Origin of the sequence: Aquibacillus halophilus, assembly GCF_009649745.1 — a bacterium.
GTDB classification, from domain to species: Bacteria; Bacillota; Bacilli; order Bacillales; family Amphibacillaceae; genus Aquibacillus; species Aquibacillus halophilus.
Genome location: NZ_WJNG01000009.1, coordinates 83,691 through 107,423, shown reverse-complemented (window position 1 = coordinate 107,423; position 23,733 = coordinate 83,691). Strand labels below are relative to the sequence as shown.

The following is a 23,733-nucleotide window of genomic DNA, read 5'->3' as shown; positions in this document are numbered from 1 at the left end:
GTACCCACCTGTTAATTAACAGGTGGGTACTTTAAGTTAGAGACTTTTCCCACGCTAATAGCCGAACAAAAAATGGTCTAAATTTCTTGTAAACTTCAATCTAAAAAATATTAGTAACAAACTAATAATTTATAACCTATTCACGAATAATACCTCAAAAGGATACTTTAGGAGGAACAAGAATGGACAAGGATGCCTCAACGCATGTGGATAAAGACACACTTGAGAAAATTCGAGAACACCAACAAAATAAAAAGTTGGTGTCATCTGAACTAGGAGATTTATTTGCAAACTATCTCGGTGACTCCTTATTTAGTTGTGTTTTTGAACATCACCTTCAGGTTGTCCAAGACGATGAAATAAAAGATTTTCTTGAATATGCCTTAGCTACATCAAGCAAACACGTACAAATGATTAAAGAAATTTATTTAAAGGAAAAGATTCCTGTACCTGTTGGCTTTGGAGAACAGGATGTTAGAAAAGATGCACCGCGGCTTTTCAGTGATATATTTATGGTTTTTTATATTACAGAAATGTCAAGAGCAGGTTTGATGACTTATGGAAGTGCACTATCGAGTTCGTCAAGACAAGACATTGTCGATTACTTTAAAATGTGCATCGATGATACAGTAATCACCTATGAAAAGGGATTGCATCTATTACTTTCAAAAGGGATGAATACTTTCCCACCTACTATTCCTTACCCGAAGAAGGTAGATTTTGTTGAAAAGAAAACATTCATTTCGGCTATAGCAGGCAAGCTTAGACCATTAACAGGGTTAGAGATTAAACATATACAAGTTAATATTAATACAAATACATTAGGAAAAGCGATGATGCTAGCATTTAGTCAGGTTGCAGCATCAGCTAAACTAAGGGAATATTTCCAGGATGGCGCCCAGGTAGCAGATACACAAATCAAACAATTAGGTTCCTTCCTACTTGCTGATGACTTGCCTGCTCCAAGTTTAATGGATGCACATATCACAGATTCTACTACCCCTCCCTTTTCTGATAAGTTAATGCTTTATCATACAGCACTTGCTAATGCTATTGGCATTTCGAATTATGGATTAGCTGTATCTAAAATAATGAGGCATGATTTACATAGCCAATTTGTTACACTTACAGCGGATATTGGAAAATACGCAAACGAAGGTATAAACCTTATGATAAATCTTGGATTGCTAGAAGAACCTCCAACAGCCACAGATCGAAAAAAACTTTCAAAAGAATCACACGGGAACAATTAGAGAATTAAAAGCCACCTGAAATAGTTGATTTCAGGTGGCTTTTAATTTCACATAAATTCAAAATAGTACCTAATAATGTGGAAAAATATTGGTGACGTATAGGTTAAGCTATCAATCCTATTTAGATAACTTCCCTTTAGTGTTTCGAGTTTTTTGCTGTCATCGATTAGTAAGTCTCGCTTTAAAACTGAAATAGTCAGGGATCCTAAGTATCCAGCTATACTAATTATTACACCCGATAATATTCCAAAAGTGAGCCCAAATGGAGTCAGAAATGGGTAAAGAAAGTAAGAAACCAGTGTTGTGACTAGCATTGCACCAATGAAGCCTTCCCATGTAATATATGGATTTGCCGAAGGAACAACCTTTCTTCGACCAAAATATAAGGATATCAGATAATGTGCGACGTCATTCAACTGGGTTAGAACGATTAGGAATAATACTAGACTCGATCCAAACTCTGGAGATGCAAATTGATAGTATGCTAGATGACTTAATCCGAACACCATCAGCATTAATCCCCATTGTGTCGTACTAACAGAACGAAGAAAACCCAAAGTCCCCTTATTAATAATCCTGGGTAAAGGCAAGAATAAAAAAACGTAAACAGGGATGAACACTATAAACATTCCGTACCAACCAATGTAAATCCAATAAAACTGAACTGGAATTACTAAATAACACCAGAGATACAAGCGCCTGTCGGATTTCTTTGACTTAATCATTGAGAAATACTCTTTCAATGAAAAATAGCATAAGACCATTATCGATAGTAAGGAAACAACAGGGTTAAATAAGGTTGCAAAACAAAAAACTACGAACATCCCCCACCATGTTTTAACACGGAGCAGGATACCAGAAAAATCCTTGGTACGCTGTTGTTTTTTCAAAACAACCAATACAATTGTAGCCGACAACAATCCAATGAATATAATAGCTAACGTCCATAGTGTTTCAATCACATGAATCACCCATTCTTTATTAAAAACTGCATTCATTTTACTAAATTTACTATATAATTGAAAGAAGAATAAGAATATTTGAAAAAGAGGTACTTGAAATGACTGCAAATTCTTACGTGTATATCATGTTATCAGACACAGGAACCATGTTCACGAATGTAATTAAAAAATATACAAAAGCCCCTTACAACCATGCCTCCCTCTCATTTGATCCCGAGCTAAAAGAAATGTATAGCTTCGGACGCAAAAACCCTAAAAATCCATTATACGGAGGTTTTGTTAAAGAAGATATTTTCACAGGAACCTACAGTAGGTATAAAGGGACAACCTGTGTTATCTATAAGCTTGAGGTAACCGAACGTGAAATTGTAAAGATGAAACGAGTTCTTGATGTATTTATAAGAAATGGCGATAAATTTCTATATAACCTTTTAGGTGTCATTGGTGTGTCATTAAAAGAACCTGTTGAATTTAGCAATTCCTACTTTTGCTCTCAATTCGTTGCAGAAGTTCTTAATCGATCTGGGATTAAACTATGGGATAAGCTTCCGGCTTTGGTAACTCCTGAGGATTTCAGGAAAAGTGACCGTCTTCACCTTACCTACGAAGGGAAGCTTTTTGAGTTTGAACCAATCAAACGACAGCTCTCAGAGTAAAGAATGAATTACAATCTGAATGTGAATAGTAAAAAGCCGTATAAGATGCACGGTGTTTAATGTGAACTCAAAGGGGAATCTTACCATCAGAAGAACCCTAAAGAGGAGTGCATAAGGATGGAAAAAGAATATGATTTGATTGTAATTGGAAGTGGAACCGGAGGATCGGTCGCAGCATCAAAGTGTAATCAAGCAGGCTGGAAGGTAGCAATGATTGATGAACTTCCTTTTGGTGGAACATGTGCATTAAGAGGTTGCGATCCTAAGAAGGTATTAGTAGGAGTATCGGAATATCTAGACGGAGCTCAACGATTGAATGGGCATGGAATAAATGGAGAAGTTACGATCAACTGGAGTGACCTAATGCAATTCAAAAAAACGTTTACAGCTAGTGTTCCTGAAATGAAAGAAAAAGGGTTAAATGACCAGGGAATTGATACTTATCATGGACGTGCGAAATTTATTGATGAAGACAAATTGCAACTAAACGATACTACTCTTAAAGGAAATTATATCCTAATTGCTACAGGAGCAAGCCCGGCAAAATTACCTATCGATGGTAGTGAGCACTTAACATATAGTGATGATTTTCTAGAACTTGAGCAACTACCAAACCACATAGTGTTTGTGGGTGGAGGATATATTTCTTTTGAATTTGCTCATATTGCCACTAGAGCCGGCGCAAAGGTTCAACTCCTTCACCGCGGTGATCAACCTTTAAAAGCTTTTGACTCCGATTTAGTAAACAAACTAGTCGATTATTCAGAGGAACTGGGTATTGACATACAACTCAAAACAGAAGTTAAAGAAATTAGAAAAACAAACAACGGCTACTTAGTTGTTGCAAAACAAGGCAATAAAACTCTCGAGTTTGAAACAGACATGGTAGTCCATGGTGCTGGTAGAACTCCAAACATAGATTCCCTAAATCTTGATAAAGCAGGGATAACTGCCAGCAATAAAGGAATAGAAGTTAATGAGTTTCTCCAAAGCACTAGTAATCCAAAAATCTATGCGGCGGGGGATGTTGCAGCAACCAATGGAAAAGCCCTTACACCTGTAGCTGGAACGGAATCACACACCGTGTCATCGAATCTTCGGAAAGGAAACCACCGTTCCATTGAAGAACAGGTGATGCCAACCAATGTGTTTACACTTCCTAAACTTGCCTCGGTTGGTTTAACTGAAGAAGAAGCATCAACAAAAGTTAGTAACTACACAGTTAATGCTATCGACACAACTAACTGGTTCACCTACAAACGAACCAATCAACCTGTAACATTTGCGAAAGTAATAATAGATCAAGAAAATGACAAAGTAATTGGGGCTCATTTTCTTAGTAATGAGGCTGATGAATTAATCAATCATTTTGCCACCGCAATTCAATTTAATTTAGCAACCAAAGATTTAAAAAAGATGTTGTTCGCTTACCCCACGGTAGCATCTGATATTGCACATTTGATATAGGGTACCAATTAAATTGTTTTGAAATAACCTCTGTCTAAGTCTAATGAATAGACAGAGGTTATTTTTTAATCAATTAGTTGTATCCCTATTAATAACCCTGATTAAGCTTAATTGACTTGGATTTAAAAACCGAATTGGCAATATACTTGTACCAAGTCCGCTATCAATATATAGATATTGATTCTGGCCAAGTTTATACTTTCCTTTGTCTAACTTTGGAAGGAATCCTTGATCTGGAGCTACTAATGCCCCAATAAATGGGAATCTCACCTGTCCACCATGTGTGTGTCCACTTAAGGTTAGTTCCGCTGGTATATGATAGTTTTCTACGATACCCGGAGAATGGGAGAGTAACACAGTATAGCTGTCATCGCTGACACCCGAAAAAGCTTGTTGGACATCTTCATGATTGGTTGATGAATCGGCAACCCCAACTAAGTTAAGTGTTACATTATTCTTGGTAATTTGAATATTTTTGTTATCCAAAATTGTTACATGGCGGTTTTTGAGGCCGTTAAAAAACTCTTCAGCACGAGGGTTTTGCCACTCATGATTACCGGATACAAAATAAATGTCCTGATTAATGTTCTTCAAATTATCGATAAAATGAAAGACATCATCAAATTCAACTGTACCACGGTCGATTAAATCACCAGTTATAACAATGATATCTGCATTTAACTCTCTTACGGTGCTAATTAATTTTTGATTGTTTTTTCCAAAAACTTTATTATGTAGATCACTAATTTGCAAAATCAGCAAATCCGTATCCGTTGGAATTTTATTACTATTTACCTCAACACTGTTAATTTGAAAATAATTTGTGTCAAAATAAATCTTCGCAGAAACTGCTAATATAACTACTATAAAAGTTAAAAGAGCCAATCGTTTTTTATTCATACATACCACCTAACGTACAATTCTTTTACATTTCGACTTTTTTATGACTATTCCTGTTAATAAAAAAGACACCATCCCTATATCTGCGGATAGCGTCTGCTTTAATGAAAAGGATCTATTGCGAATCAACTTACCTTATATATTTTCTAGAAACAATCGGATGACATCTGCTCCACCAACTACAGTTCCTAATACACTTCCCAAGTTTGCTAAGACAACAATAAGTAAAATACGCGTTACCTTATTATTCCAGAAGCCTTTTACATTATAAACATCCTCAGAGAGCGTTTCAAAGTCCGCTACATTAGGCTTACGTACCAATGCTTGAACAATTCCAGCAAACCAACCAGCCGCAATTAATGGATTTAAAGAAGTTATTGGTGCTGCAACAAATGCTGTTAAGATAGCCAGTGGATGTCCTAATGCAATCGCCGTTCCAATAGCTGAAAATGATCCATTCCAAAGTATCCAACTAACGGTCTGCTGAATTCCTGCAGAAGGATTTGCTAAAAAGGTATAGGCAATAATTGAAATAATCAGGAACGGAATCGCCCATCCAATTATTGTAGGCATCTTAGATTTAGGTGGAATTTGGGATAGTTGATTAAGGTCCTGTTCTTTTTCTATTTCTATTTTAATACCCGGAATATGAGCAGCACCTAAAACAGCAACGACCTTGTTTCCTGGAGCATTTTTGATTTTGTGAGATAAATACTGATCTCGTTCATCAATTAAAGGCACTTTCAATCTAGGAAAATTAACTGTGAGCTCATCTAGCATAGCATCCAGCATATCTTGGGATTTCATCTTTTCAAGTTCTTCTTCCGTAATAGTCTCATTACTAAAAATACTAGCAACAATTTGCATAAGAAGCTTGGTTTTGCCCCATAATCCGACACCATGCCATATACGGGCAAATGTTATTTGAATATTTCTGTCAGCAAGTACTAGATTGGCACCTATTTCCTCTGCTGAATTTATTCCTTGAATCATTTCTTGACCAGCACTAATCCCTAATTGTTTTGCCATCCTTTTTTGGAAAGAGGATATGACCAAATTCATTAGCAATAATGTAGCTTTCTTTTCTTTCATCACCTTAAAAATATCCATCTCTTTCCAACGATTTCCATCAATAATAGATTGATATCTTTGCTCGTCCAATTCTATGCAAACAGAATCTGGTCTTTCAGATTCAATAACTTCCTTTACTTGTTCGGCACTTTGTTTGGATACGTGAGCAGTTCCGATAAGGATAATTTCCTTACCATCTAAATTTATTCTTGTAATATTTTGGTTTGACATAAACTACCTTCCTTTTGAAGATTCTTATTAATACTCAACTTATCCAATACGTTGTTATTAACAGCATATGAGTAACTTTTCTACATTAAACTATTTTTTATCTGTCCCTCAAATAATATACTCTATCAACCTAAAAAGCCACCATGAAAAATTGAAAAGTTGTATTTCATCGTACAGGTTGTGAACTATTCACCTTAAGTTTATGACTTGTAAAAATAAAAAAAATAGCATATACTACACTTGTAGAACATATGTTCCTTAGAGGTGATGGAATGACTAATGTGAATGACCGCGGGAGTATCAAGTGGACTCCTTTCATGATGCCGGAACACATTGAAATGCTAAATAATTATTGGAAATCACAAAACAATGTAGAGAAGCCTATTTTAAGTGAAGATCATTACGAAGAAATGAGTCGGACGATAGAAGAAGCTATTGAACACATGCTTAAAGTTGCTATCCAGTATTATAAAAGTCAAAGAATTAAGGTGGTTGAGGGGATAATTAAACGACCTGTAATGGATCGATTAGAAATTCAAACTGCAGACGGTATAGACTACATAGCCTTTACGGATATTTTGGATGTATCGATTATTTAATAATTAATTGATGTGTCATATTCCATAATGCAAAAAAAGTATTGTATAATTTTATAAAGTCTAGTTAAGGTTGTGGCAGCCAATGGACAAGAAAAAAAACACTATTGACGAGCAAATAGAACAATTAAGATTAGCAATGTATGAAGCATACTCTAGAGATCCTTCTGGAGTAGAATTACTTTTGATATCGCAACAACTCGATAAAATTTTAAACAAAGAATTTGCAGAAAAAAATAGATCAAAAGAGAAATCTTCTTAAAATGAGGATTTCTCTCTTCTTGACCTAAGCCCTAGAAAAGTTTCAGTACTTTGGGATCAGTTCGATAACCTATGATCCACTATCTAATACATAACAATAATTTATTGAATACATTTTTTTGTATCACATGAATCTTTTGGTTTACTAAATACGTAGTAAATATAGAACGCTATTAGTGGATAGTGAGGTGACAAACCATGTTTATGAGAATTTTCCATAAATCAAATCGTTTGACCCAGACGGCTCTAATCACAGGCTCGATTCTGTTACTAGTAGGTGGCATAGTTATGCTTTTTTTCTAGAATATAACTGCCACCACAAAAGACAGTGCAAGGTATAAACAAAGTGGACTAAAATATTTTGTATCGTATTTAGCGAACTTAGTTTGTCTAATTCTTTTAAAGAAACCAAGGTATTTAAAGTCTCCTATTGCTCTTAAAACAAATACAGAAGCAACAATATAACTCCCAACCTCACTGAAAAAATTTGCTTGAAAAAAAGGTACCATATTTGCTTGAATAAGTAGAATACAACAAGCAGCTAAAATTAAAATCGCAACTGATACTGTTTCAAAAACTCGAGGGGTAAAAATAGGCTGTTCCCCTCCCTCTTTTTGAGGTAAAACAACACTACTTCCCCAAGTCCCGCCAAAAGCCCAGTAAAAGTGTACGCCACTTATTAGCAAAAGGATGGTGATTGCTGACAATAAAATGAGTGTATCTGTCATATCTCAGTCCTCCTTTTTTTTACAGAACTACCAGTATAAAAAACCAAAACAATTTAAATTAAGCTGATACAAGAAAAGAAAATTAATGTGACCAATCGAAATGATTACATATCAGAGATACACTTATATTTATGATAATTATCTCCCCCATTATTTCAATTCAACGACTGCTTAATCACAAAATTCAAAAGAAAAAAAAAGAACTTTGATCCTTAGATTAAATACTTTAGGACGCTATTCTATACAATATAGACATTATCTCTGTTACTTTTCACCATTCTCAATCCCCTCCCAGACAACCTCGAATTGTTCTTGGAAATATCTTGTAATATCATTCACCGTCATATCAGTTGATGCCCAAGAAACAAGTGATTGGAAATAAATAGCAACTAAAATAGATGCAATGACTCTAGGGTCTCTGTCACTAACAAAGGATTTTTCCTCCAATGCTTCAACTATGATCTTTTCAATCTGAGACTGAAGTTTCACTATATTATTAGACTCATCTTTCATTACGATCGCCGATCTGATTGTTTCTGATATAGCTGTTTTTAATAGAACTGAGTACTCAACATATATCGATAATAGGTCTGCAAAAATAAGCTGTAATCTCTCTTTAAGTTTTTTCTGGCTGTGTTGATGAACAGTAGTCTCCAAGAGTTCTAGTTGGGAATTACCCAACTGTAATAGAATATGTTCTTTCTTTTTAAAATGGTTAAAAAATGTTCCCTTTGCAATTCCACATGCGGATGTAATTTCCTCTACTGATACATTTTCATACCCTTTTTGTTTGAATAACTCAATAGCCTTAAGAAATATTTGTTCTTTTAATTCTTTTTTTCTATTGCTTCTTAACACGATTTTCATCTCACCTCGTTTATAATGACCTTAGTCAATTATTGACTAAGGTCATTATAGTGCAGTAGTAAAAACATTGCAATGCAATTGTCTGATCCAGCTATTGTAATAAGTAAAGAGTAACTATGGAAGCAAAAATTCCCATTGTAAATCCCTATTTTTGTTATACTAAATTAAAGAGGTGATTAAAAATGAGTCTAAAGTCTAACATTTATAAGATTTTACGCATTTGGAATGATGTTGATTCCGTTCGTAAGGGGCGAGTGGGTAAAAGAATTGGAAGGCGTGCTGCAGGAAAGGTGACAGGAAAAATGATGAGAAAGTTGTTTAAATAGGAAGCCTTGCCATATTGGCAAGGCTTCTTTGATGCTCTGGCTACTGTAACTCCCCCATCTCCATTTAAACTCCAGCTAACAAAAAGAATATTGTTTGTGCACAGCGATCACATGAATAGTTATATAATTAACATCCTCAAAAATACCACTGATAAAGCAGAGTTACTCCTATTAACTATTGCACATCTAATTAAATTTCCACTAATACCCTGATTCACCTGTCCTTTACGTTCATTGAAGTCCATACATAAAATACTTTATAGGTCAAATAGATATGGGGGTGACGAAATGTCAGTTGGACATTATCATGAACTATGCCACAAATATAGAGGAAAAGCTGTTGAAATTAGAACACATGACGGAAAAACCCATAGAGGAATCATTCACCACGTTGTAAACGACAGAGTTATTTTACATCCTCTAAATCGCCCTAGCAATTTAGGGGGGTTTAGTTATGGTGTCTACGGTCCGGGTTACGGTTATGGTGGTCTTGGCTGGGGCGTAGCTTTAGGTTCTATTGCGACATTGGCTTTGCTTCCTCTATTTTTCTGGTAATTTAATTGTTGTTGAGATTTTGTTTTTTCCCTCGTTGAATAGTAGTAGTTGAATGTAAAAACTGGTAGTTAATGGTCAAAATAAAAACAGACGAAACATCGTCTGTTTTTATTGCCATTATCCATGAAGGCATATATACATACATCTCCCAAACATTAGGTTAAGTGGATTAAATACGTATTTGAAAATCGTTATTTATTTAATATACTTTAGCAATTTCTTCTGTTTGAACATCCAATAAATCTTTACTTTTTAAGCGGTTAGTTTCCATATATTTTTTTACTAAGTAATATCCAACACAGTACCCAGCCATTTTTGGATAATGGCGTAAACCAAATAAGATGTCTTGGTGTTTACGGTCTGTTTTTAAAATATTACGATTTGGTTGTAATAGGTTAATCCACATCGTTTCAAGTTCATCAGGTGAGTAGTAAGCAGTCCAGTCAGCTACAAATTCTTCAGTAAATCTTTCTCGGACCGCATTTTCAGCCAATCCTTCTAAAATAATTGTGTCTAGCAGTACGTAATCAACTTCAGTTTTTTTGAACTTAGATAGCCGGCACACATGATTATATTCATGTGTGAACATTGCCTTTACTTCTTTTTCTGAATTATCCTCTGATAAAAAGAGAAAAAGCTTATCTTTAAAGGCTATACCTGATTTCCCGTTAAAGTCTTGCATTAAATTTAAATTATTTATATCTGATGGAAATATAAAAGTGGGGATAGTTGGACCCTCCCACATTTTTTTTAGTCGTTGTTCTTCATTTGCCACTATTCTCCAAACTTTGTTCTCCTGTAACTTTGTGACTTGTTCCTTTCCATTCCTTAATGGAAAATACATTCCATGTAGGGTTAAGTAATTATATATCTCAGAAGCCTGAACATCGTCAAATAGAACCTCTAGCTTCTCACAAATTTCTATTGGTTTATCATATAAATCTAGTAACCACTTATCTGTTCTTATTACACTCATATTGGACACCTCTGATTTTACAGTAATCTAATTTACGATATGTATTTTATCTGATATACGTTACATTCCTTATTATGTTTAATATTAAAGCTAACTTTTTATTAAGAAAGTGACCAATTGTTTCTAGTTACATAGAATATCATAAATATTAACAACGGGGCGGGGCTAATTTTGGAATACACTTATCTTGATTGTTTGGCATTATTCGGGGTTGGGGGAGCCCATCCTGGAGGACTTCAACTTACAAAAGATATGTTATCAAAGGAAGTTATCGACGAAACAAAGTCAGTTCTTGATGTTGGTTGCGGAACAGGGCAAACCTCTGCATTTTTAGCCAAACAATATGGATGTGATGTTACTTCTATAGATTCCAACACAATTATGTTAGACAAAGCAAAAAAAAGGTTTTCATCCCTACAACTACCAATCAATACTGTACATGGGAGTGTTGAGTATTTACCTTTTGATGATGGAGTATTTGACATTATCTTATCAGAATCGGTTACGTCATTTACAAATGTGTCGTTAACAGTTCCTGAGTATAAAAGAGTGTTAAAGCATAGTGGGTTATTACTTGCAATTGAAATGGTAATTGACAAAAAAATTTCTGAGGACGAATCGAAACCAATTATCGATTTTTATGGAATTTCCCAATTACTAACTGAATCTGAATGGATCAATCTATTTAAACAAGCTGGTTTTAAACATATAAGCATAGATACTTTCGGACAACAATTTGACGAGAATAATGTACAAAATGCTGCTGATTTCTCGCTTTCCGAAAATATAGATGAGGAACTAATTCAAATTCTCGAGAAACATGAACAATTAACTGATACCTACAAGGATATACTAGGTTATCGTATATTTAGGTGTTGTGTTTAGCTTAAAATGAGATGTTAAAGTGGGTAATGTCCAGTTAACATCTTTGAAAAATTAATGGTAACCATTTTCGACTACAATTAAATTGAATTGTGGTCACTATACACTAGAATACTGTTCCTTTAGTTGGCACATAATATCTTAATGATGTTAACTTTTTATGGCAAATATAAGTACTATTACATCAGTCAAAAGTTTACAAGCATCAACCATTAAAGCTGTGTTTATACTCGATAAACGGAGATAATGCCTTATCTTAAGGATTGGTATCATGTATATTTTAGTGAGTGTGTTCTATATTATAGCGGGGTTCATTTGGGGCGATTGGAGAAATTGGAGAAGGTATTATCCCACATTTCTCTTTTTTATGATTGGAGATTTATTATATAATTTTTTACTTTTTAATAAACCAATGTGGCTTTTGAACGATCTAATTCTCCCTAATCATACAATAATATCACTTTTATATATGACTACTATTTACTTTGCAACAGTATTGATTTATTTAGGGAGGTTCCCTAACGGTTGGAAGCAACGTTTTTTTTGGTTTTTGTTATGGTTAATTATATATTTGGCAACCGAATACTTAAACTTTAGATTAGGTTTTATTAAATTCTATAATGGTTGGAATATATGGTGGTCTGCTTTATTTTCAGGTATGATTTTCTTTATTCTACCGACTCACCATAAAAGACCTCTGTTAGCTTGGGTGATATCTACTATTTTTATAATCACATTGTTAACTATATTCAATGTGAACATTAGTGACATGAAATAAGTACCAATAAAAAATGCTAAAACCCACTTTTACATAGGATTTAGCATTAAAGTGGCTAGTCTTATAACGTCTAACCTGACAGATCTATTTTTCTTTACAATTTGTTATACATATTGAAATTCTAATTTCTTCTTCAACTACCACTTTGCTTATCAACTTCTTCTTTCTTCCAAAGCATACCTGGCCAGAAGGCATATTTTCCAAGTACAGTTGTTATAGCTGGAACAAGTAACGGCCTTACAATAAAGGTGTCCAACAAAATCCCGATGGCTGTTACAGTACCAAACTGCACCAAAACCTGTAGAGGAAGTACAGCCAAGACGGAAAATGTACCTGCTAAAATTAAACCGGCTGAGGTAATTACACTGCTCGTTTCACCAACGCCTTCAGAAATAGCCTTTTTCAGTGGCATATGCCTTCTGTTTTTCCAGATACTTGAAATCATAAAGATATTATAATCTCCTCCAAGTGCCACTAAAAATACAAATGCATAGAGCGGAATCAAACCTTGCATAGCTTCTGCACCCATACCATAATGTATTAGCAACCATCCTAGTCCTAATGCGGACAAATACGAAAGGACAACAGTTAGGAGAAGATAAATCATTGCAATAATCGAGCGTAGATATATCAATAATAAGGTGGCAATGATAACAAGTACAACTGGGATAATAATACTTTGATCACGACTCGTTATCTCTTCCGTATCATACAAAGTAGCTGTTTCTCCACCTAACCAAACACGTTCACTTGCATTTTCAATACCCGCTTGGTCAAGCACTTCAGTAACAGTAGTTCTTAACTCTGGAATCTGTGAAACAGCTTGATTCGAGTAAGGATCAACAGATAGCGTGATTGTGTATTCGATAACATTAGGATTACCTTTACCAGTTCTCAGATCACTGATATTTTCTACTATTGAATTAGATGCAAGTATTTCCTTTAGTTCAATATCCTTATCACCTGTATCAACAATCAATTGAACCGGTGCTATTTCACCAGCTGGATAATGTTCAGCAATGATTGCAAACCCTTCACGGGACGGCATATCCTCTGGGAATGAGTCGAGCACACCGTATGTGTACTCAATTTTTGGAACGAATAACGCAAGCCCACCTAAAAATATCATACATATTATGATAATCTGCCAAGGTTTTTCCGTAACCAAACGTCCAGTAGCTATGCTGAACCGACTCCTCTGCTTCGGATGTCGGACAGGTTTTCCTTTCTTTTTCTCCAATTCCTTTGTCATTTTCTCAGTTCTCGGAATGAAAGGGAAAAAGGCCACCCTACCTAACAATGCAAGAATTGCAGGTAACAGAGTCATGACTGCTATCGCCATCATAAATATCGCCAGACTAAATGGAACGGCAAAACGATCATAGGAAGCATACTGAGCAAGCGATAAAGTTAATAGTCCCAACATTGTCGTTAGAGCACTCATCATAATTGCACCGCCAGAATTAGCGATAGCAAGTTGAAGTGCTTTGTATTTATTAGGTTCTAGTTGCAATTCATCTCGATATCTAGAAACTAGGAACAAGCAATAGTCAGTTCCTGCACCAAACAATAGAACTGTCATAATGGATATTGCCTGTGCATCAACAACAATCCAACCTCTACTTGCCATAAACCCAAGCATTGGACTAATTAATCCATACGCAAATCCGACCCCGACAAGCGGTACTACGGCCAAAATTGGGGAGCGGTACAATACGATAAGAAGTACCAAAACTAGCAATACAGTAGCAATGAGTAATGTAACATCTGCTTGGCTAAACAATTCAGTTGAATCTGTCTGAATTCCTATCGGGCCCGTAAAACGGACGTGTAACCCTTCATCTGAAACGTCTCCATTAAAGGGATCTGTTTCCATTAGACTTGTTATGTTTTCTTTTAGAACTACCAGTGACTGTTGTAGTTCTTCTGTTGAGGCGCTTTCTTTAAAAAACACAGGTGTTGTCAACGCTTCCCCATCACTAGATGCAGATTGCATTAATGCTTGAATAGGAATATTCCCAAAGTCAGGAACCATTGACTGATGATTTAATGAATCAGATTTTAGTTCTTTGTATAGGGTTTGTACGGACTCAAAGTCAGTTTCAGTTAACCCACCTTGGCGTTGCCATACTAGTAATAATGGCACTCCACTATCATCTGGAAACTGTTCTTCCATAATCTTTGATGCCTCCACTGACATGGCATCATCTGGCAACAAGTTGTTCGAACCAGACTCTTCATCATTTACTTGTGGCCAAACAGTTGATAACAGAGCAACAAGCCCAATCCACAAGACTAATGTAATCCATCGACTTTTAGAATTTGCGACTATATTTCCCCATTTATTCAATAAATTATTCACAGATGTCTCCCCTTCACAACGATTCAATCGTTTTTACTAATTCATTATTATTGGAAAATTTCTATTACTAACAAATTATATATACTAGTTAGTTAATTATCAAGAATAATCGATTAAAGCTCAAATATGATATACTTAAATCTAATGAATCAACAAGGAGAGAATAATTTTGAAAGCCAAAAAAAAACGTTCACTTGGTAGACCTCGTTCTAGTGAATTGAAACAGCCAACCAATGAAATTATTCTCCAAACTGCTACCTATCTTTTTTTAGCTAATGGTTACCAGGACGTATCTGTAGACGATATTGCAAAAAAATGCAACGTGACAAAGGCTACTGTATATTACTATTATGATAGCAAAGCAGAATTATTTACAGAAGCCATGGTTCAGATGATGTTTAGGATTCGTGAACGCATGCGAGCTATGTTATTAGAGGATTCCCCGTTGTATGGACGCCTGCTAAAAGTTACCCAAGCACACCTCAGGGCTACTGTTGACATTGATCTGGATGGATTTATGCGTGAGACGAAAAATTCTTTATCCTCTGATCAAATAAAAAAAATGCAAGAAGCAGAAGAAAATATGTACAAGGCAATTGAAGAAGCATTTGTAAATGCAATCGACAATGGAGAAATTAGTGAGATAAATCCAACCTTTGCAGCACACACTTATATATCTTTGTTAAGAGTAGGTAATTATAAAAACACAGATAACACGACAATTTTTCCATCTATTGATGAAACATCAGAACAAATTATGACTTTCTTTTGGAACGGTCTATTTAGTTAAATTTATAGATGGATAGGTTTTGTAAAATCTTTCCCGATGATTAGAATTTTGCTATGACTCAAGGGGCGATCAGCCATGCTAAGTGAAAGATTTCCTCACCATTTTTATCGCAATCAATCTATATAAGGAATATTTATAGCAATTAACCTTGCCTAAAAAAAGAACGATGAAGACTTTTCAGCCTTTATCGTTCTTTTTTGTTAGATGCTATTATCAATGCAAGTAATTAGTCGTTCTTCAATGTCTTTGGCTAATTCTTTAATCGATTCGTCATTGACCATTTGAATAAGTGCAGTAGGTTTTGGCATGCCTATCTTCGTCTTTCCTGAATCTTCATAAACTACAATCTTGCAAGGTAGAAAATATCCAACCATCAAATTTTGAGATAATACGCGTTGCGCCTCATGTGGATTACAAACCTCAAGAACCATATAGTTTTGATTAAAATCAAGCCCTTTTTCTTGTAGTTTATCTTTTATATCAAATTGCCATAGGACCCCAAACTGTTCCTCTTTTAAGCTTTTCTCCAACGATTGGATTGCATTTTCCATTGATTTATTAGTCTCGACTGTATAATGAAACATAATTTATCCTCCTTTTTTTATAAAAACTAAGATTCAAGATAGTTACCACAAAAGCTACTCCTGGCAGGAACATATTAATTAGTTGGGATAGTCCATACAATTTCCGTTCTCTAATACTTCATTTGTAAAAGCCTTCGCGACATAATTTGCTGGATTTAACTGAATAATTTCTGTATCAACCCATATTCCCTCACAATTTCACTCATTTTATCAGAAGGAACTTTCATGGAGTGGTCGTCCTGCTTCAGTATCAATAACTTCCCATTCAAATAAAAGCAGTTGACCACTAGGTTGTAAAATCCGTTTCATTTCCCCCAAAATACGTAGAAATACTAATTTGAACATGTATTAATGATGATTAAATTCATTAATCTAGTTTGATGTTTCATCTTACAAAATATCCATCCAGATTTTAATCGCTGTTCCAGCAATTAAAACAGCTAGAATTACCTGTAATGCTTTTGTATTTACCTTTTTACCAGTCACTGCTCCAAGTGGGGATGCTATGATACTAGCGATAATCATAATAACAGCTGGAAAATACTCCACTTGCCCAGTGCTGACCTTTCCTACTGTTGCACCTATCGACGAAATGAAGGTGATTGCTAAGGATGATGCAATGGTCATTCGGGTAGGAATTTTTAGTACAACGAGCATAATTGGTACCAGTAAAAATGCACCTGCTGCTCCCACAATACCCGCCCCAAGACCTACAACTAGAGCGAGGGATGTAGCCAGCCATTTGTTAAACTTCACTTGATCAAAAGGAATATCGTCAATTCCCTTTTTAGGGATAAACATCATAACTGCAGCAATTATCGCTAATATTCCATACGTAAGATTAATACCTGCCTCCGGAAGTAGTCTTGATCCATATCCTCCTACAAAACTTCCAATTAAAATGCTGGCCCCCATACAGATAATCAACTGCTTATTGAGGTAACCACCTTTTCGATATGCCCATACACCACCAATTGATGCAAAAAGCACCTGAACAGCGCTAATACCTGAAACCTCGTGGGCAGTAAATGCCGCTAAACCAAATAAAGGTGGAATATATAAGAGCATTGGATATTTTATGATGGATCCACCAATACCTAACATTCCAGAAATATATGAACCAATAAATCCGATTAAGAAAATAGTAATAATAAATCCAAAATCCATTTCCTTCCCTCCTTCATAAAAGTGGCCCGTCCTGTCAGTTATACAGTGCCACACAAAATGGTTTTCTTAACCTGTATTTCTGCAGACGAGCCAAATTTAAGAATATTATCCTTTCTTAATCCAAAACATTAATACACCATTCTCCTCGGAATCTTTCAACAATTCATGTCCACCGGACTTTGCCCAAGCTGTTAGGTCGCTTTTTGCTCCTTTATCGGTTGCATGAATTTCTAATATTTCACCAGGCTCTAAGTCATTCATTGCTTTTTTTGTTTTTACGATTGGCATTGGACATGCAAGTCCTTTTGCATCTAGTAATTTTGCTATTTCCATTCCAACTTCCTCCTCAATTTTTATAATTTAACGAACCGCACAACGATTTGGTCCGATTTCCATTTCTCTTTGTTTCTCTTCTTCAGGTCTAATCTTACCCATGTTAGTTTCACGAATTTCTTGATAAGCATTTGGTTGTGGAGGTAGATTCTCCGTAACTAATTTTCTGAATTCATTTTCATCTTTAATATTCAAACCATGATTTTCCGCAAATAGCGCACCTAGTTTTACTGCTACAGTACCATCATCATTTAATTCACTGATGATCATAAAGTGTGCTGGAAGAACTACCAATTCTTCAGATAATTCTTTATAGCGAGTGTATAAGCTTTCTCTTAGATCTCCCACCCAATCATCTGCCATTCCAGCAAGATCAGGCCTTCCAATCGAATCAATAAATAAGATATCCCCAGAAAGTAAGAACTTTTCATCTATAACAAATGATGTTGAACCACTTGTGTGTCCTGGTGAGTATAGTGCATAAATATCAATTGCAGTGTTACCAATTGTAACAACATTTCCACCTTCTAATGCCGCATAGTCAAACGTTACTTCTGTTGCATCTTTTGGAGGTAACCAGTATGTTGCATTTGTTTTTTCTGCGATTTCTCTTCCTCCTGAGATGTGATCGGCATGAAGGTGCGTATCAAAAACATTTGTGATTTTTACAGCTTTACTTTCAGCAAATTCAAGATAAATATCTGTCATACGTGTTGCATCAATAATCGCTGCTTCACCATCTGAAATAACCATGTAAGAAAGACATCCTTTTCCGATACGAACAAATTGATAGATCTCTCCACCATCAGTTAAGTCCCCTACTTTAATAGGCTCTAAATGTTCACTCCAAGCTTTCATACCACCTTGTAGATAAGAAACAGTTAAACCTTCCTCAGAAAGCATGTCAGCTATCATTTCAGACGAACCTTCCTTAGCACATGCAACTAATACGTCCTTGTTTGAAGGGATCTTTCCGATAATTTCTTCCACCCCATCTAAAAGTTCAAAATAAGGAATATTGAAATGTTTGAAGTTATCCCCTTCAATTTTCCACTCATCAAAAGCATCTTCGTTACGTACATCTAAGATAAACAACTCTTCCTTATTAATAACTTTTTTCGCTACATCTTTTGCTGTCATTATATTTACGGTCACCTTTATTACCCCCTAAGGTATTAATTTTTTCAAAAAAAAAAATGCGGTTTAATAATTACTTTGGACAAATTCGAGAAGAATTAACCATTCACTTCTTTAAATTCCATATTATTAGTCTTCAATACTAGTAGTTTCTTTAGACCATTCGCTCATACCTGGTACTACATTGATTACTTTAGTAAAACCTAATCCAGCTAATTTTTGAGAAGCAAGATCACTTCTACTACCAGTACGACAAATAACAAAAATTTCATCTTCCTTGTTTAATTCCCCAGTACGTTTTTCTAATTCCCCTAATGGAATACTAATTGCATTTGGAATGTGATTAAAAGCAAATTCTGCAGCTTCTCTTACATCCAGCACAACGATGTTTTCGTCAGATTTTAGTTTCTGTTCTAGCTCTTCATTATTTGACACATTTGGATGTTTTTTTTCAATAGTTTCATCATTTGAAGACTTTCTCAGGTAATGCTTTAATACATCCGCTTCTTCAATTGTACCTAAATATTGATGACCTGAGCTTTTCGCCCATGCTTGAATATCCGCCTTTGATCCTTTGTCTGTTGCTTGAACTTCAATAACTTGACCCGCTTCTACATCCTTCATTGCCTTTTTCGTCTTTACAATCGGCATTGGACAAGCTAGTCCTTTAGCATCCAACACGATATTTACATTTAGTTGTTCCATGCTAATCCTCCTCGTATATTATTTAATAATGATTACTCCATGTCGCCTTCCCAAGCAAGCATTCCACCCGTCATGTTTATGACTTTGAAACCTTGATTTTCAAGAAATTGAGAAGCACGACCGCTTCTACCACCAGAACGGCAAACCATGACATTTTCCTTTGATTTATGGAGTTCATGCATACGAAATTCGAGCAAACCTAGAGGAATATGAATGGAACCAGGTATTTTACCTGTTGCAACCTCATCCACTTCTCGAACATCAATAACATTTACTATTTTTTCTGTGTTAAACAATTCTTTTAGTTCAGTTGATGTTATTTTTTTCACACTTACCCCTCCTATTATCTCCAGGCGTTCATTCCGCCTTTAACATTCGTAATGTTTGAGAATCCCATTTTTTTTAAAATTTTACTAGCCTTCTGACTCCTCATTCCACTCTGACAGATGACAAATACTTCTTTATCCTTAGAAAGTTCTTTCTCGGCTTTTTGAGAAAGTTGATGTACAGGTATATTTTTAAATCCTCTAATATTATTACCCTTGAATTCACCCGTGTTCTAACATCAACAAATTGCTTGTTCCCATCTTTTAGTTGATTCTTTAATTCAGTTGTTGATATATTTTTAATACCCTTTGTTGGCACAAAACGTTTAACTACCAAGAATAAAAATAGTGCAATAATAATGTAATTTACATAGTCCATCTAAATTTCCTCCTAATGAATAGAGAAAAGAGACTATCAGCCCCCAATCTTGTTATTAGATAAATAAGTTTACATTGCCGTCTTCAGCATCACCTAAATAAGCTGCTACCCCTGCATATTCAATATCATTTAGCAGTTCTTCTTTTTGTAGTCCTAACAGATCCATTGTCATAGTACATGCAACTAGCTTAATCTCTTGTTCTTGTGCCATCTCAATTAAGCTTGGTAAACTCATAGCATTATGTTTTTTCATCACACTTTTAATCATTTTTGGTCCCATACCGGCAAAATGCATTTTAGATAATCCCATTTTTTCTGCGCCTCTTGGCATCATTTTCCCAAACATTTTCTCCATGAAGCCTTTCTTCACTTCTATATTTTCATCTTTACGAAGAGCATTTAATCCCCAAAAAGTGTGAAAAATTGTTACTTCATGGTCATATGCAGCTGCACCATTGGCAATAATGTAAGCCGCCATTGCTTTATCGTAATCTCCACTGAATAATACTATTGTTGTTTTTTTCTTGTTTGTCATGTTAATCCTCCTCGTTTTTTTACAAAATAAACACAATACCAATACGGGTAATGGTATTAAAATAACAAAAATTTAAAAGGCTGTTAACCTTTTGTTGTTTTTAACAATATGATCTTTTAAAAATCATGTTCAAAAGAATCATAAGAATACTATATACTTTCGATGCCCCAATTAATTTAACAGAACATGATTCATCATATACCCCTTCAGGTATATTTGTCAATATAAAAATGTTAAATCTTCTATTGTCTAGAATTAACTATTGATACGTGAGCAATGGGAGTAGTTTTTCTCATGCCTAACTATTTGTATTTGTTTAGAAAAAACAATTGCTGTCATGTTTGCTAGGAACTGGAATTGTGATGGTGGGATCTCATTGATTGTTCGAGAGCCAAATGGAAGAGGTAATGGATATATAGAGGACAATTAAAAAACTGTGCTGTTCCTATTAAAATAAGGAACGCACAGTTTTTATTATACTTATTCTACCCAAGCACTCGGATGCTCTAAAGGCACCATATCTAAGTCTGCAGCTCTAGCATTGGCCTCAACTTGTTCGGGACTCTTACAACCAGGAATAACACACGTAACTGCTGGATGTTTCAAACACCAAGCCAGAGCCCACTGCGCCATCTCCACACCCTCTGGTAACTCTGTTTGTCTAATTTCTTCTACACGTCTTAATTGCTCATCGATTTTTGCTTGTTCCCTACGCCCTCGAACTTTATCATCAAATACAGAACCAGGTTTGTATTTCCCACTTAAAAAACCACTTGCTAATGGTACTCTAGCCAGTACACCCAGATCTTGTTCAAGACAAGAATAGAATACTTCTTCTTCAGGAGATTTATCTAGTCGATTGTAGACAACTTGAATTGCCTTTGCATTAAATTCTGTTGCTCGCGACGTCTGATGAATATTCGTATTGGCCCCAATTGAAATTCCTAAATTACGAACTTTTCCTGCTTGCACCTGTTTATCAAGCATTGTCCATAAGTCATCATTATTAAAGTCCTCGTCAGAACCAGAATGAAACTGGTAAAGATCAATATAGTCTGTTTTTAACGCCCGTAAGGATTCATCTAGCTGTTGCCGTACCTCATCAACACTCCATGCATTTCCCCATTTTTCATGCCAATGATGACCGAATTTTGATGCAACAACCCAATCTTCACGCTTATCTCGAGAAAGAAAATCCCCAATAAAGCTTTCAGATAGATGATCGGGACCATAGCATTCCGCTGTATCAATTAAGTTAATTCCTAGTTCTTTTCCTTTTGATAAAATCGCATCAACTTCCGCTTGTTTAAAATCTTTCCCCCAGTCGCCACCAAACTGCCATGTACCAATTCCTACAACAGAAACTTTTAAATCAGTCTTACCTAAACGTCTATATTTCATTATAAACACCTCTTTTTTATATTGGTTCACAAACTATAAACACTATCAACAGTTCATATGGGGCGATGTTGAAACGAGTTGCATGAACTCAATTCGATTACCATCAGGATCCTTTGCCCAGCACTGAAAATTATCATCCGCACCTTGCTTTGGTCCATCATCAATCGTAATACCTTTAGACTTTAAATGATTTGCAATTTCATCAATATCAACTACCTCAAGGCAAAGATGATCAACCCCGATTGAATCACCAACAGCTACCGGTTTATTTTCTCCTCCATAAAATAGTTCAATGAATTGACCAGGTGCTACTTTGACATATTCAATCCAAGGATTACTGCTCTCGTCTCGAATTTCAAAGGCGTGCTTCAAGCCAAGAACCCCACAGTAGAAATGAAGTGACCTTTCCATGTCTTCTACTTTTAATGCTAGATGCCCTATTCCTTTAATCAAAATTATTCCCCCTCATAATCTCAAGCTAAAATCGTTTCAATCTTCTCGTGAATGTCTGCAGAAATGTGTAAATCAATTGCCTTTACATTTTCTTCAACTTGACTAGGTCTGCTTGCACCGATTAAAGCACTTGATACATTCGATTGTCTTAATATCCATGCTAAAGCCAATGTAGGTAATGTAGTATCTAGCTCCTTAGCAATCTCCTTCAGTTTCTCCACTTTGCTTAAGACTTCCTCATTCAACATGCCCGTAATGAATCTATTAATCGACTGATTAGCGGCACGGCTATCTTCAGGTACTTGATTTGCATGATACTTACCAGATAAAATTCCCTGAGCTAACGGAGAAAATACCACTTGCCCAATTCCATACTTTTCACTAACAGGAATAACTTCCGATTCGATATAACGATGAAACATATTGTATTGTGGTTGGTTAACGACAATACGATCTAGTAGATATTTATCAGCAACACCAACGGCTTCTTCAATCTGAGCTGCACTCCATTCGCTAACACCTGCATATAAAATCTTACCCTGGCGAATAAGATCATCAATTACTCTCAGGGTTTCATCAACCGGTGTTTCTGGATCATAGCGGTGGCAATAGAATACATCTACATAGTCTAACTTCATTCTTTTCAGGCTTGCATGTAACTGCTCGGTTACGTGTTTTCGTGATAGACCATGATCGTTTGGGCCATCACCCATTGGCCAAAATGCCTTTGTAGTGATGACATAGGACTCTCTTTCATACTCTCTTAATGCTGCTGACAGTACACGTTCTCCCTCGCCACGCTCATACACATTGGCCGAATCAAAAAAATTAATACCTAATTCGTATGCTTTATGTATTGTCTTTGCTGCCACATTATCCTCAACCGATTTCCCGTAGGTTAACCAACTACCCAAACTAATTTCACTCACTTTTAAACCAGATCTTCCTAGTCTTCTATATTTCAAGGTCATCTTCCTTTCTCAATGTAAACGCTATATTGATTGTACCAAATTTTTCTATTTTCGTTTATATAAAAGGCTTAGCATGATTGC

General features: G+C 35.5%; 28 protein-coding genes and 1 pseudogene. 10 read left to right on the top strand and 19 right to left on the bottom strand.

From position 1 onward, the window contains the following. Nucleotides 1-182 precede the first annotated feature (182 nt). Nucleotides 183-1,253, top strand: a complete 1,071-nt coding sequence (locus GH741_RS12300; RefSeq protein ID WP_153737086.1) for a DUF3231 family protein — start codon at nucleotides 183-185, stop codon at nucleotides 1,251-1,253. Nucleotides 1,254-1,300: 47 nt separating this feature from the next. Here the strand turns inward: GH741_RS12300 and GH741_RS12295 are convergent, their stop codons facing one another. Beyond that, nucleotides 1,301-2,215, bottom strand: coding sequence for a phosphatidate cytidylyltransferase (locus tag GH741_RS12295; protein ID WP_338079409.1), 915 nt, complete (start codon nucleotides 2,213-2,215; stop codon nucleotides 1,301-1,303). 98 nt (nucleotides 2,216-2,313) lie between these two features. Between GH741_RS12295 and GH741_RS12290 the strand changes: the two genes are divergently transcribed. Both GH741_RS12290 and GH741_RS12285 read left to right on the top strand, forming a co-directional pair. Next, nucleotides 2,314-2,871: a hypothetical protein gene (locus GH741_RS12290; protein WP_153737084.1), complete on the top strand. Its 558-nt coding sequence runs from the start codon at nucleotides 2,314-2,316 to the stop codon at nucleotides 2,869-2,871. A 117-nt stretch (nucleotides 2,872-2,988) separates the two neighbouring features. Continuing rightward, nucleotides 2,989-4,338 carry a dihydrolipoyl dehydrogenase family protein gene (locus GH741_RS12285; protein WP_153737083.1) on the top strand — a complete coding sequence of 450 codons (1,350 nt, stop codon included), beginning with the start codon at nucleotides 2,989-2,991 and terminating at the stop codon, nucleotides 4,336-4,338. Between the two features lie 69 nt (nucleotides 4,339-4,407). On the opposite strand, the gene GH741_RS12280 is transcribed toward GH741_RS12285, so the two are convergent. Together GH741_RS12280 and GH741_RS12275 are read right to left on the bottom strand one after the other, a co-directional pair. Next, entirely contained in the window at nucleotides 4,408-5,238 is an 831-nt protein-coding gene (locus GH741_RS12280; protein WP_153737082.1) for a metallophosphoesterase, read from the bottom strand. A 135-nt stretch (nucleotides 5,239-5,373) separates the two neighbouring features. Further along, entirely contained in the window at nucleotides 5,374-6,540 is a 1,167-nt protein-coding gene (locus GH741_RS12275) for a TraB/GumN family protein (RefSeq protein ID WP_153737081.1), read from the bottom strand. 272 nt (nucleotides 6,541-6,812) lie between these two features. On the opposite strand from GH741_RS12275, the gene GH741_RS12270 reads away from it, so the two are divergent. Both GH741_RS12270 and GH741_RS12265 read left to right on the top strand, forming a co-directional pair. Then, a complete protein-coding gene (locus GH741_RS12270; RefSeq protein ID WP_170287625.1) occupies nucleotides 6,813-7,139 on the top strand; it encodes a YolD-like family protein in 327 nt (108 codons plus the stop codon). A gap of 82 nt (nucleotides 7,140-7,221) precedes the next feature. Beyond that, complete coding sequence (locus GH741_RS12265) at nucleotides 7,222-7,398, top strand: Spo0E family sporulation regulatory protein-aspartic acid phosphatase (RefSeq protein WP_153737079.1); 177 nt, start codon at nucleotides 7,222-7,224, stop codon at nucleotides 7,396-7,398. A gap of 298 nt (nucleotides 7,399-7,696) precedes the next feature. Here the strand turns inward: GH741_RS12265 and GH741_RS12260 are convergent, their stop codons facing one another. Both GH741_RS12260 and GH741_RS12255 read right to left on the bottom strand, forming a co-directional pair. Next, on the bottom strand, nucleotides 7,697-8,125 hold the full coding sequence (locus GH741_RS12260) for a DUF3995 domain-containing protein (RefSeq protein WP_153737078.1): 429 nt from the start codon (nucleotides 8,123-8,125) through the stop codon (nucleotides 7,697-7,699). Between the two features lie 264 nt (nucleotides 8,126-8,389). Continuing rightward, a complete protein-coding gene (locus tag GH741_RS12255; RefSeq protein ID WP_205677331.1) occupies nucleotides 8,390-8,983 on the bottom strand; it encodes a TetR family transcriptional regulator in 594 nt (197 codons plus the stop codon). A gap of 191 nt (nucleotides 8,984-9,174) precedes the next feature. On the opposite strand from GH741_RS12255, the gene GH741_RS21620 reads away from it, so the two are divergent. Then, entirely contained in the window at nucleotides 9,175-9,318 is a 144-nt protein-coding gene (locus GH741_RS21620) for a hypothetical protein (protein WP_170287624.1), read from the top strand. Between the two features lie 288 nt (nucleotides 9,319-9,606). Next, the gene (locus GH741_RS12250; RefSeq protein WP_153737076.1) at nucleotides 9,607-9,873 is read left to right on the top strand and encodes a hypothetical protein; all 267 of its coding nucleotides are present in this window, start codon (nucleotides 9,607-9,609) and stop codon (nucleotides 9,871-9,873) included. Nucleotide 9,874: 1 nt separating this feature from the next. Here GH741_RS12250 and GH741_RS22145 read toward each other — a convergent pair whose 3' ends face one another. Together GH741_RS22145 and GH741_RS12245 are read right to left on the bottom strand one after the other, a co-directional pair. Continuing rightward, a complete protein-coding gene (locus tag GH741_RS22145) occupies nucleotides 9,875-10,006 on the bottom strand; it encodes a hypothetical protein (RefSeq protein WP_276608233.1) in 132 nt (43 codons plus the stop codon). A 66-nt stretch (nucleotides 10,007-10,072) separates the two neighbouring features. Further along, entirely contained in the window at nucleotides 10,073-10,849 is a 777-nt protein-coding gene (locus GH741_RS12245; RefSeq protein WP_153737075.1) for a DUF2268 domain-containing putative Zn-dependent protease, read from the bottom strand. Between the two features lie 195 nt (nucleotides 10,850-11,044). On the opposite strand from GH741_RS12245, the gene GH741_RS12240 reads away from it, so the two are divergent. Then, on the top strand, nucleotides 11,045-11,734 hold the full coding sequence (locus GH741_RS12240) for a class I SAM-dependent methyltransferase (RefSeq protein ID WP_240795486.1): 690 nt from the start codon (nucleotides 11,045-11,047) through the stop codon (nucleotides 11,732-11,734). A 268-nt stretch (nucleotides 11,735-12,002) separates the two neighbouring features. Beyond that, nucleotides 12,003-12,509 (top strand): CBO0543 family protein, encoded by a 507-nt coding sequence (locus GH741_RS22435; RefSeq protein ID WP_420809401.1) that lies wholly within the window; start codon nucleotides 12,003-12,005, stop codon nucleotides 12,507-12,509. 133 nt (nucleotides 12,510-12,642) lie between these two features. Here GH741_RS22435 and GH741_RS12235 read toward each other — a convergent pair whose 3' ends face one another. Further along, entirely contained in the window at nucleotides 12,643-14,871 is a 2,229-nt protein-coding gene (locus tag GH741_RS12235) for an MMPL family transporter (RefSeq protein WP_338079403.1), read from the bottom strand. 169 nt (nucleotides 14,872-15,040) lie between these two features. On the opposite strand from GH741_RS12235, the gene GH741_RS12230 reads away from it, so the two are divergent. Beyond that, nucleotides 15,041-15,661: a TetR/AcrR family transcriptional regulator gene (locus tag GH741_RS12230; protein WP_153737072.1), complete on the top strand. Its 621-nt coding sequence runs from the start codon at nucleotides 15,041-15,043 to the stop codon at nucleotides 15,659-15,661. 200 nt (nucleotides 15,662-15,861) lie between these two features. Here the strand turns inward: GH741_RS12230 and GH741_RS12225 are convergent, their stop codons facing one another. From GH741_RS12225 to GH741_RS12175, 11 genes and pseudogenes are all read right to left on the bottom strand, one after another. After that, nucleotides 15,862-16,245, bottom strand: coding sequence for a DUF302 domain-containing protein (locus tag GH741_RS12225; protein ID WP_153737071.1), 384 nt, complete (start codon nucleotides 16,243-16,245; stop codon nucleotides 15,862-15,864). A gap of 390 nt (nucleotides 16,246-16,635) precedes the next feature. Then, entirely contained in the window at nucleotides 16,636-17,412 is a 777-nt protein-coding gene (locus tag GH741_RS12220) for a sulfite exporter TauE/SafE family protein (RefSeq protein ID WP_153737070.1), read from the bottom strand. Between the two features lie 105 nt (nucleotides 17,413-17,517). Continuing rightward, nucleotides 17,518-17,745: a sulfurtransferase TusA family protein gene (locus GH741_RS12215; RefSeq protein ID WP_153737069.1), complete on the bottom strand. Its 228-nt coding sequence runs from the start codon at nucleotides 17,743-17,745 to the stop codon at nucleotides 17,518-17,520. 27 nt (nucleotides 17,746-17,772) lie between these two features. Next, complete coding sequence (locus GH741_RS12210) at nucleotides 17,773-18,900, bottom strand: MBL fold metallo-hydrolase (protein WP_338079402.1); 1,128 nt, start codon at nucleotides 18,898-18,900, stop codon at nucleotides 17,773-17,775. A 111-nt stretch (nucleotides 18,901-19,011) separates the two neighbouring features. After that, nucleotides 19,012-19,587, bottom strand: a complete 576-nt coding sequence (locus GH741_RS12205; protein ID WP_153737068.1) for a sulfurtransferase TusA family protein — start codon at nucleotides 19,585-19,587, stop codon at nucleotides 19,012-19,014. A gap of 32 nt (nucleotides 19,588-19,619) precedes the next feature. Beyond that, a complete protein-coding gene (locus tag GH741_RS12200) occupies nucleotides 19,620-19,916 on the bottom strand; it encodes a rhodanese-like domain-containing protein (protein ID WP_338079401.1) in 297 nt (98 codons plus the stop codon). Nucleotides 19,917-19,930: 14 nt separating this feature from the next. Beyond that, nucleotides 19,931-20,292, bottom strand: a pseudogene (locus GH741_RS12195) (rhodanese-like domain-containing protein). A 55-nt stretch (nucleotides 20,293-20,347) separates the two neighbouring features. After that, nucleotides 20,348-20,827: a DsrE/DsrF/DrsH-like family protein gene (locus tag GH741_RS12190; RefSeq protein ID WP_153737066.1), complete on the bottom strand. Its 480-nt coding sequence runs from the start codon at nucleotides 20,825-20,827 to the stop codon at nucleotides 20,348-20,350. Between the two features lie 480 nt (nucleotides 20,828-21,307). Continuing rightward, entirely contained in the window at nucleotides 21,308-22,228 is a 921-nt protein-coding gene (locus GH741_RS12185) for an aldo/keto reductase (protein WP_153737065.1), read from the bottom strand. 45 nt (nucleotides 22,229-22,273) lie between these two features. Then, nucleotides 22,274-22,681, bottom strand: a complete 408-nt coding sequence (locus GH741_RS12180) for a VOC family protein (protein WP_153737064.1) — start codon at nucleotides 22,679-22,681, stop codon at nucleotides 22,274-22,276. Between the two features lie 20 nt (nucleotides 22,682-22,701). Further along, the gene (locus GH741_RS12175; RefSeq protein WP_153737063.1) at nucleotides 22,702-23,646 is read right to left on the bottom strand and encodes an aldo/keto reductase family protein; all 945 of its coding nucleotides are present in this window, start codon (nucleotides 23,644-23,646) and stop codon (nucleotides 22,702-22,704) included. Nucleotides 23,647-23,733: the final 87 nt, after the last annotated feature.

What these genes read in the sequence shown, in the direction of transcription:
- GH741_RS12260 (WP_153737078.1), bottom strand. Translation starts at nt 8,125, where the DNA reads ATGACAGATACACTCATTTTATTGTCAGCAATCACCATCCTTTTGCTA.
- GH741_RS12270 (WP_170287625.1), top strand. Translation starts at nt 6,813, where the DNA reads ATGACTAATGTGAATGACCGCGGGAGTATCAAGTGGACTCCTTTCATG.
- GH741_RS22435 (WP_420809401.1), top strand. Translation starts at nt 12,003, where the DNA reads ATGTATATTTTAGTGAGTGTGTTCTATATTATAGCGGGGTTCATTTGG.
- GH741_RS12265 (WP_153737079.1), top strand. Translation starts at nt 7,222, where the DNA reads ATGGACAAGAAAAAAAACACTATTGACGAGCAAATAGAACAATTAAGA.
- GH741_RS22145 (WP_276608233.1), bottom strand. Translation starts at nt 10,006, where the DNA reads ATGCCTTCATGGATAATGGCAATAAAAACAGACGATGTTTCGTCTGTT.
- GH741_RS12190 (WP_153737066.1), bottom strand. Translation starts at nt 20,827, where the DNA reads ATGACAAACAAGAAAAAAACAACAATAGTATTATTCAGTGGAGATTAC.
- GH741_RS12280 (WP_153737082.1), bottom strand. Translation starts at nt 5,238, where the DNA reads ATGAATAAAAAACGATTGGCTCTTTTAACTTTTATAGTAGTTATATTA.
- GH741_RS12205 (WP_153737068.1), bottom strand. Translation starts at nt 19,587, where the DNA reads ATGGAACAACTAAATGTAAATATCGTGTTGGATGCTAAAGGACTAGCT.
- GH741_RS12285 (WP_153737083.1), top strand. Translation starts at nt 2,989, where the DNA reads ATGGAAAAAGAATATGATTTGATTGTAATTGGAAGTGGAACCGGAGGA.
- GH741_RS12275 (WP_153737081.1), bottom strand. Translation starts at nt 6,540, where the DNA reads ATGTCAAACCAAAATATTACAAGAATAAATTTAGATGGTAAGGAAATT.
- GH741_RS12245 (WP_153737075.1), bottom strand. Translation starts at nt 10,849, where the DNA reads ATGAGTGTAATAAGAACAGATAAGTGGTTACTAGATTTATATGATAAA.
- GH741_RS21620 (WP_170287624.1), top strand. Translation starts at nt 9,175, where the DNA reads ATGAGTCTAAAGTCTAACATTTATAAGATTTTACGCATTTGGAATGAT.
- GH741_RS12290 (WP_153737084.1), top strand. Translation starts at nt 2,314, where the DNA reads ATGACTGCAAATTCTTACGTGTATATCATGTTATCAGACACAGGAACC.
- GH741_RS12250 (WP_153737076.1), top strand. Translation starts at nt 9,607, where the DNA reads ATGTCAGTTGGACATTATCATGAACTATGCCACAAATATAGAGGAAAA.
- GH741_RS12300 (WP_153737086.1), top strand. Translation starts at nt 183, where the DNA reads ATGGACAAGGATGCCTCAACGCATGTGGATAAAGACACACTTGAGAAA.
- GH741_RS12220 (WP_153737070.1), bottom strand. Translation starts at nt 17,412, where the DNA reads ATGGATTTTGGATTTATTATTACTATTTTCTTAATCGGATTTATTGGT.
- GH741_RS12185 (WP_153737065.1), bottom strand. Translation starts at nt 22,228, where the DNA reads ATGAAATATAGACGTTTAGGTAAGACTGATTTAAAAGTTTCTGTTGTA.
- GH741_RS12215 (WP_153737069.1), bottom strand. Translation starts at nt 17,745, where the DNA reads ATGGAAATAGCAAAATTACTAGATGCAAAAGGACTTGCATGTCCAATG.
- GH741_RS12225 (WP_153737071.1), bottom strand. Translation starts at nt 16,245, where the DNA reads ATGTTTCATTATACAGTCGAGACTAATAAATCAATGGAAAATGCAATC.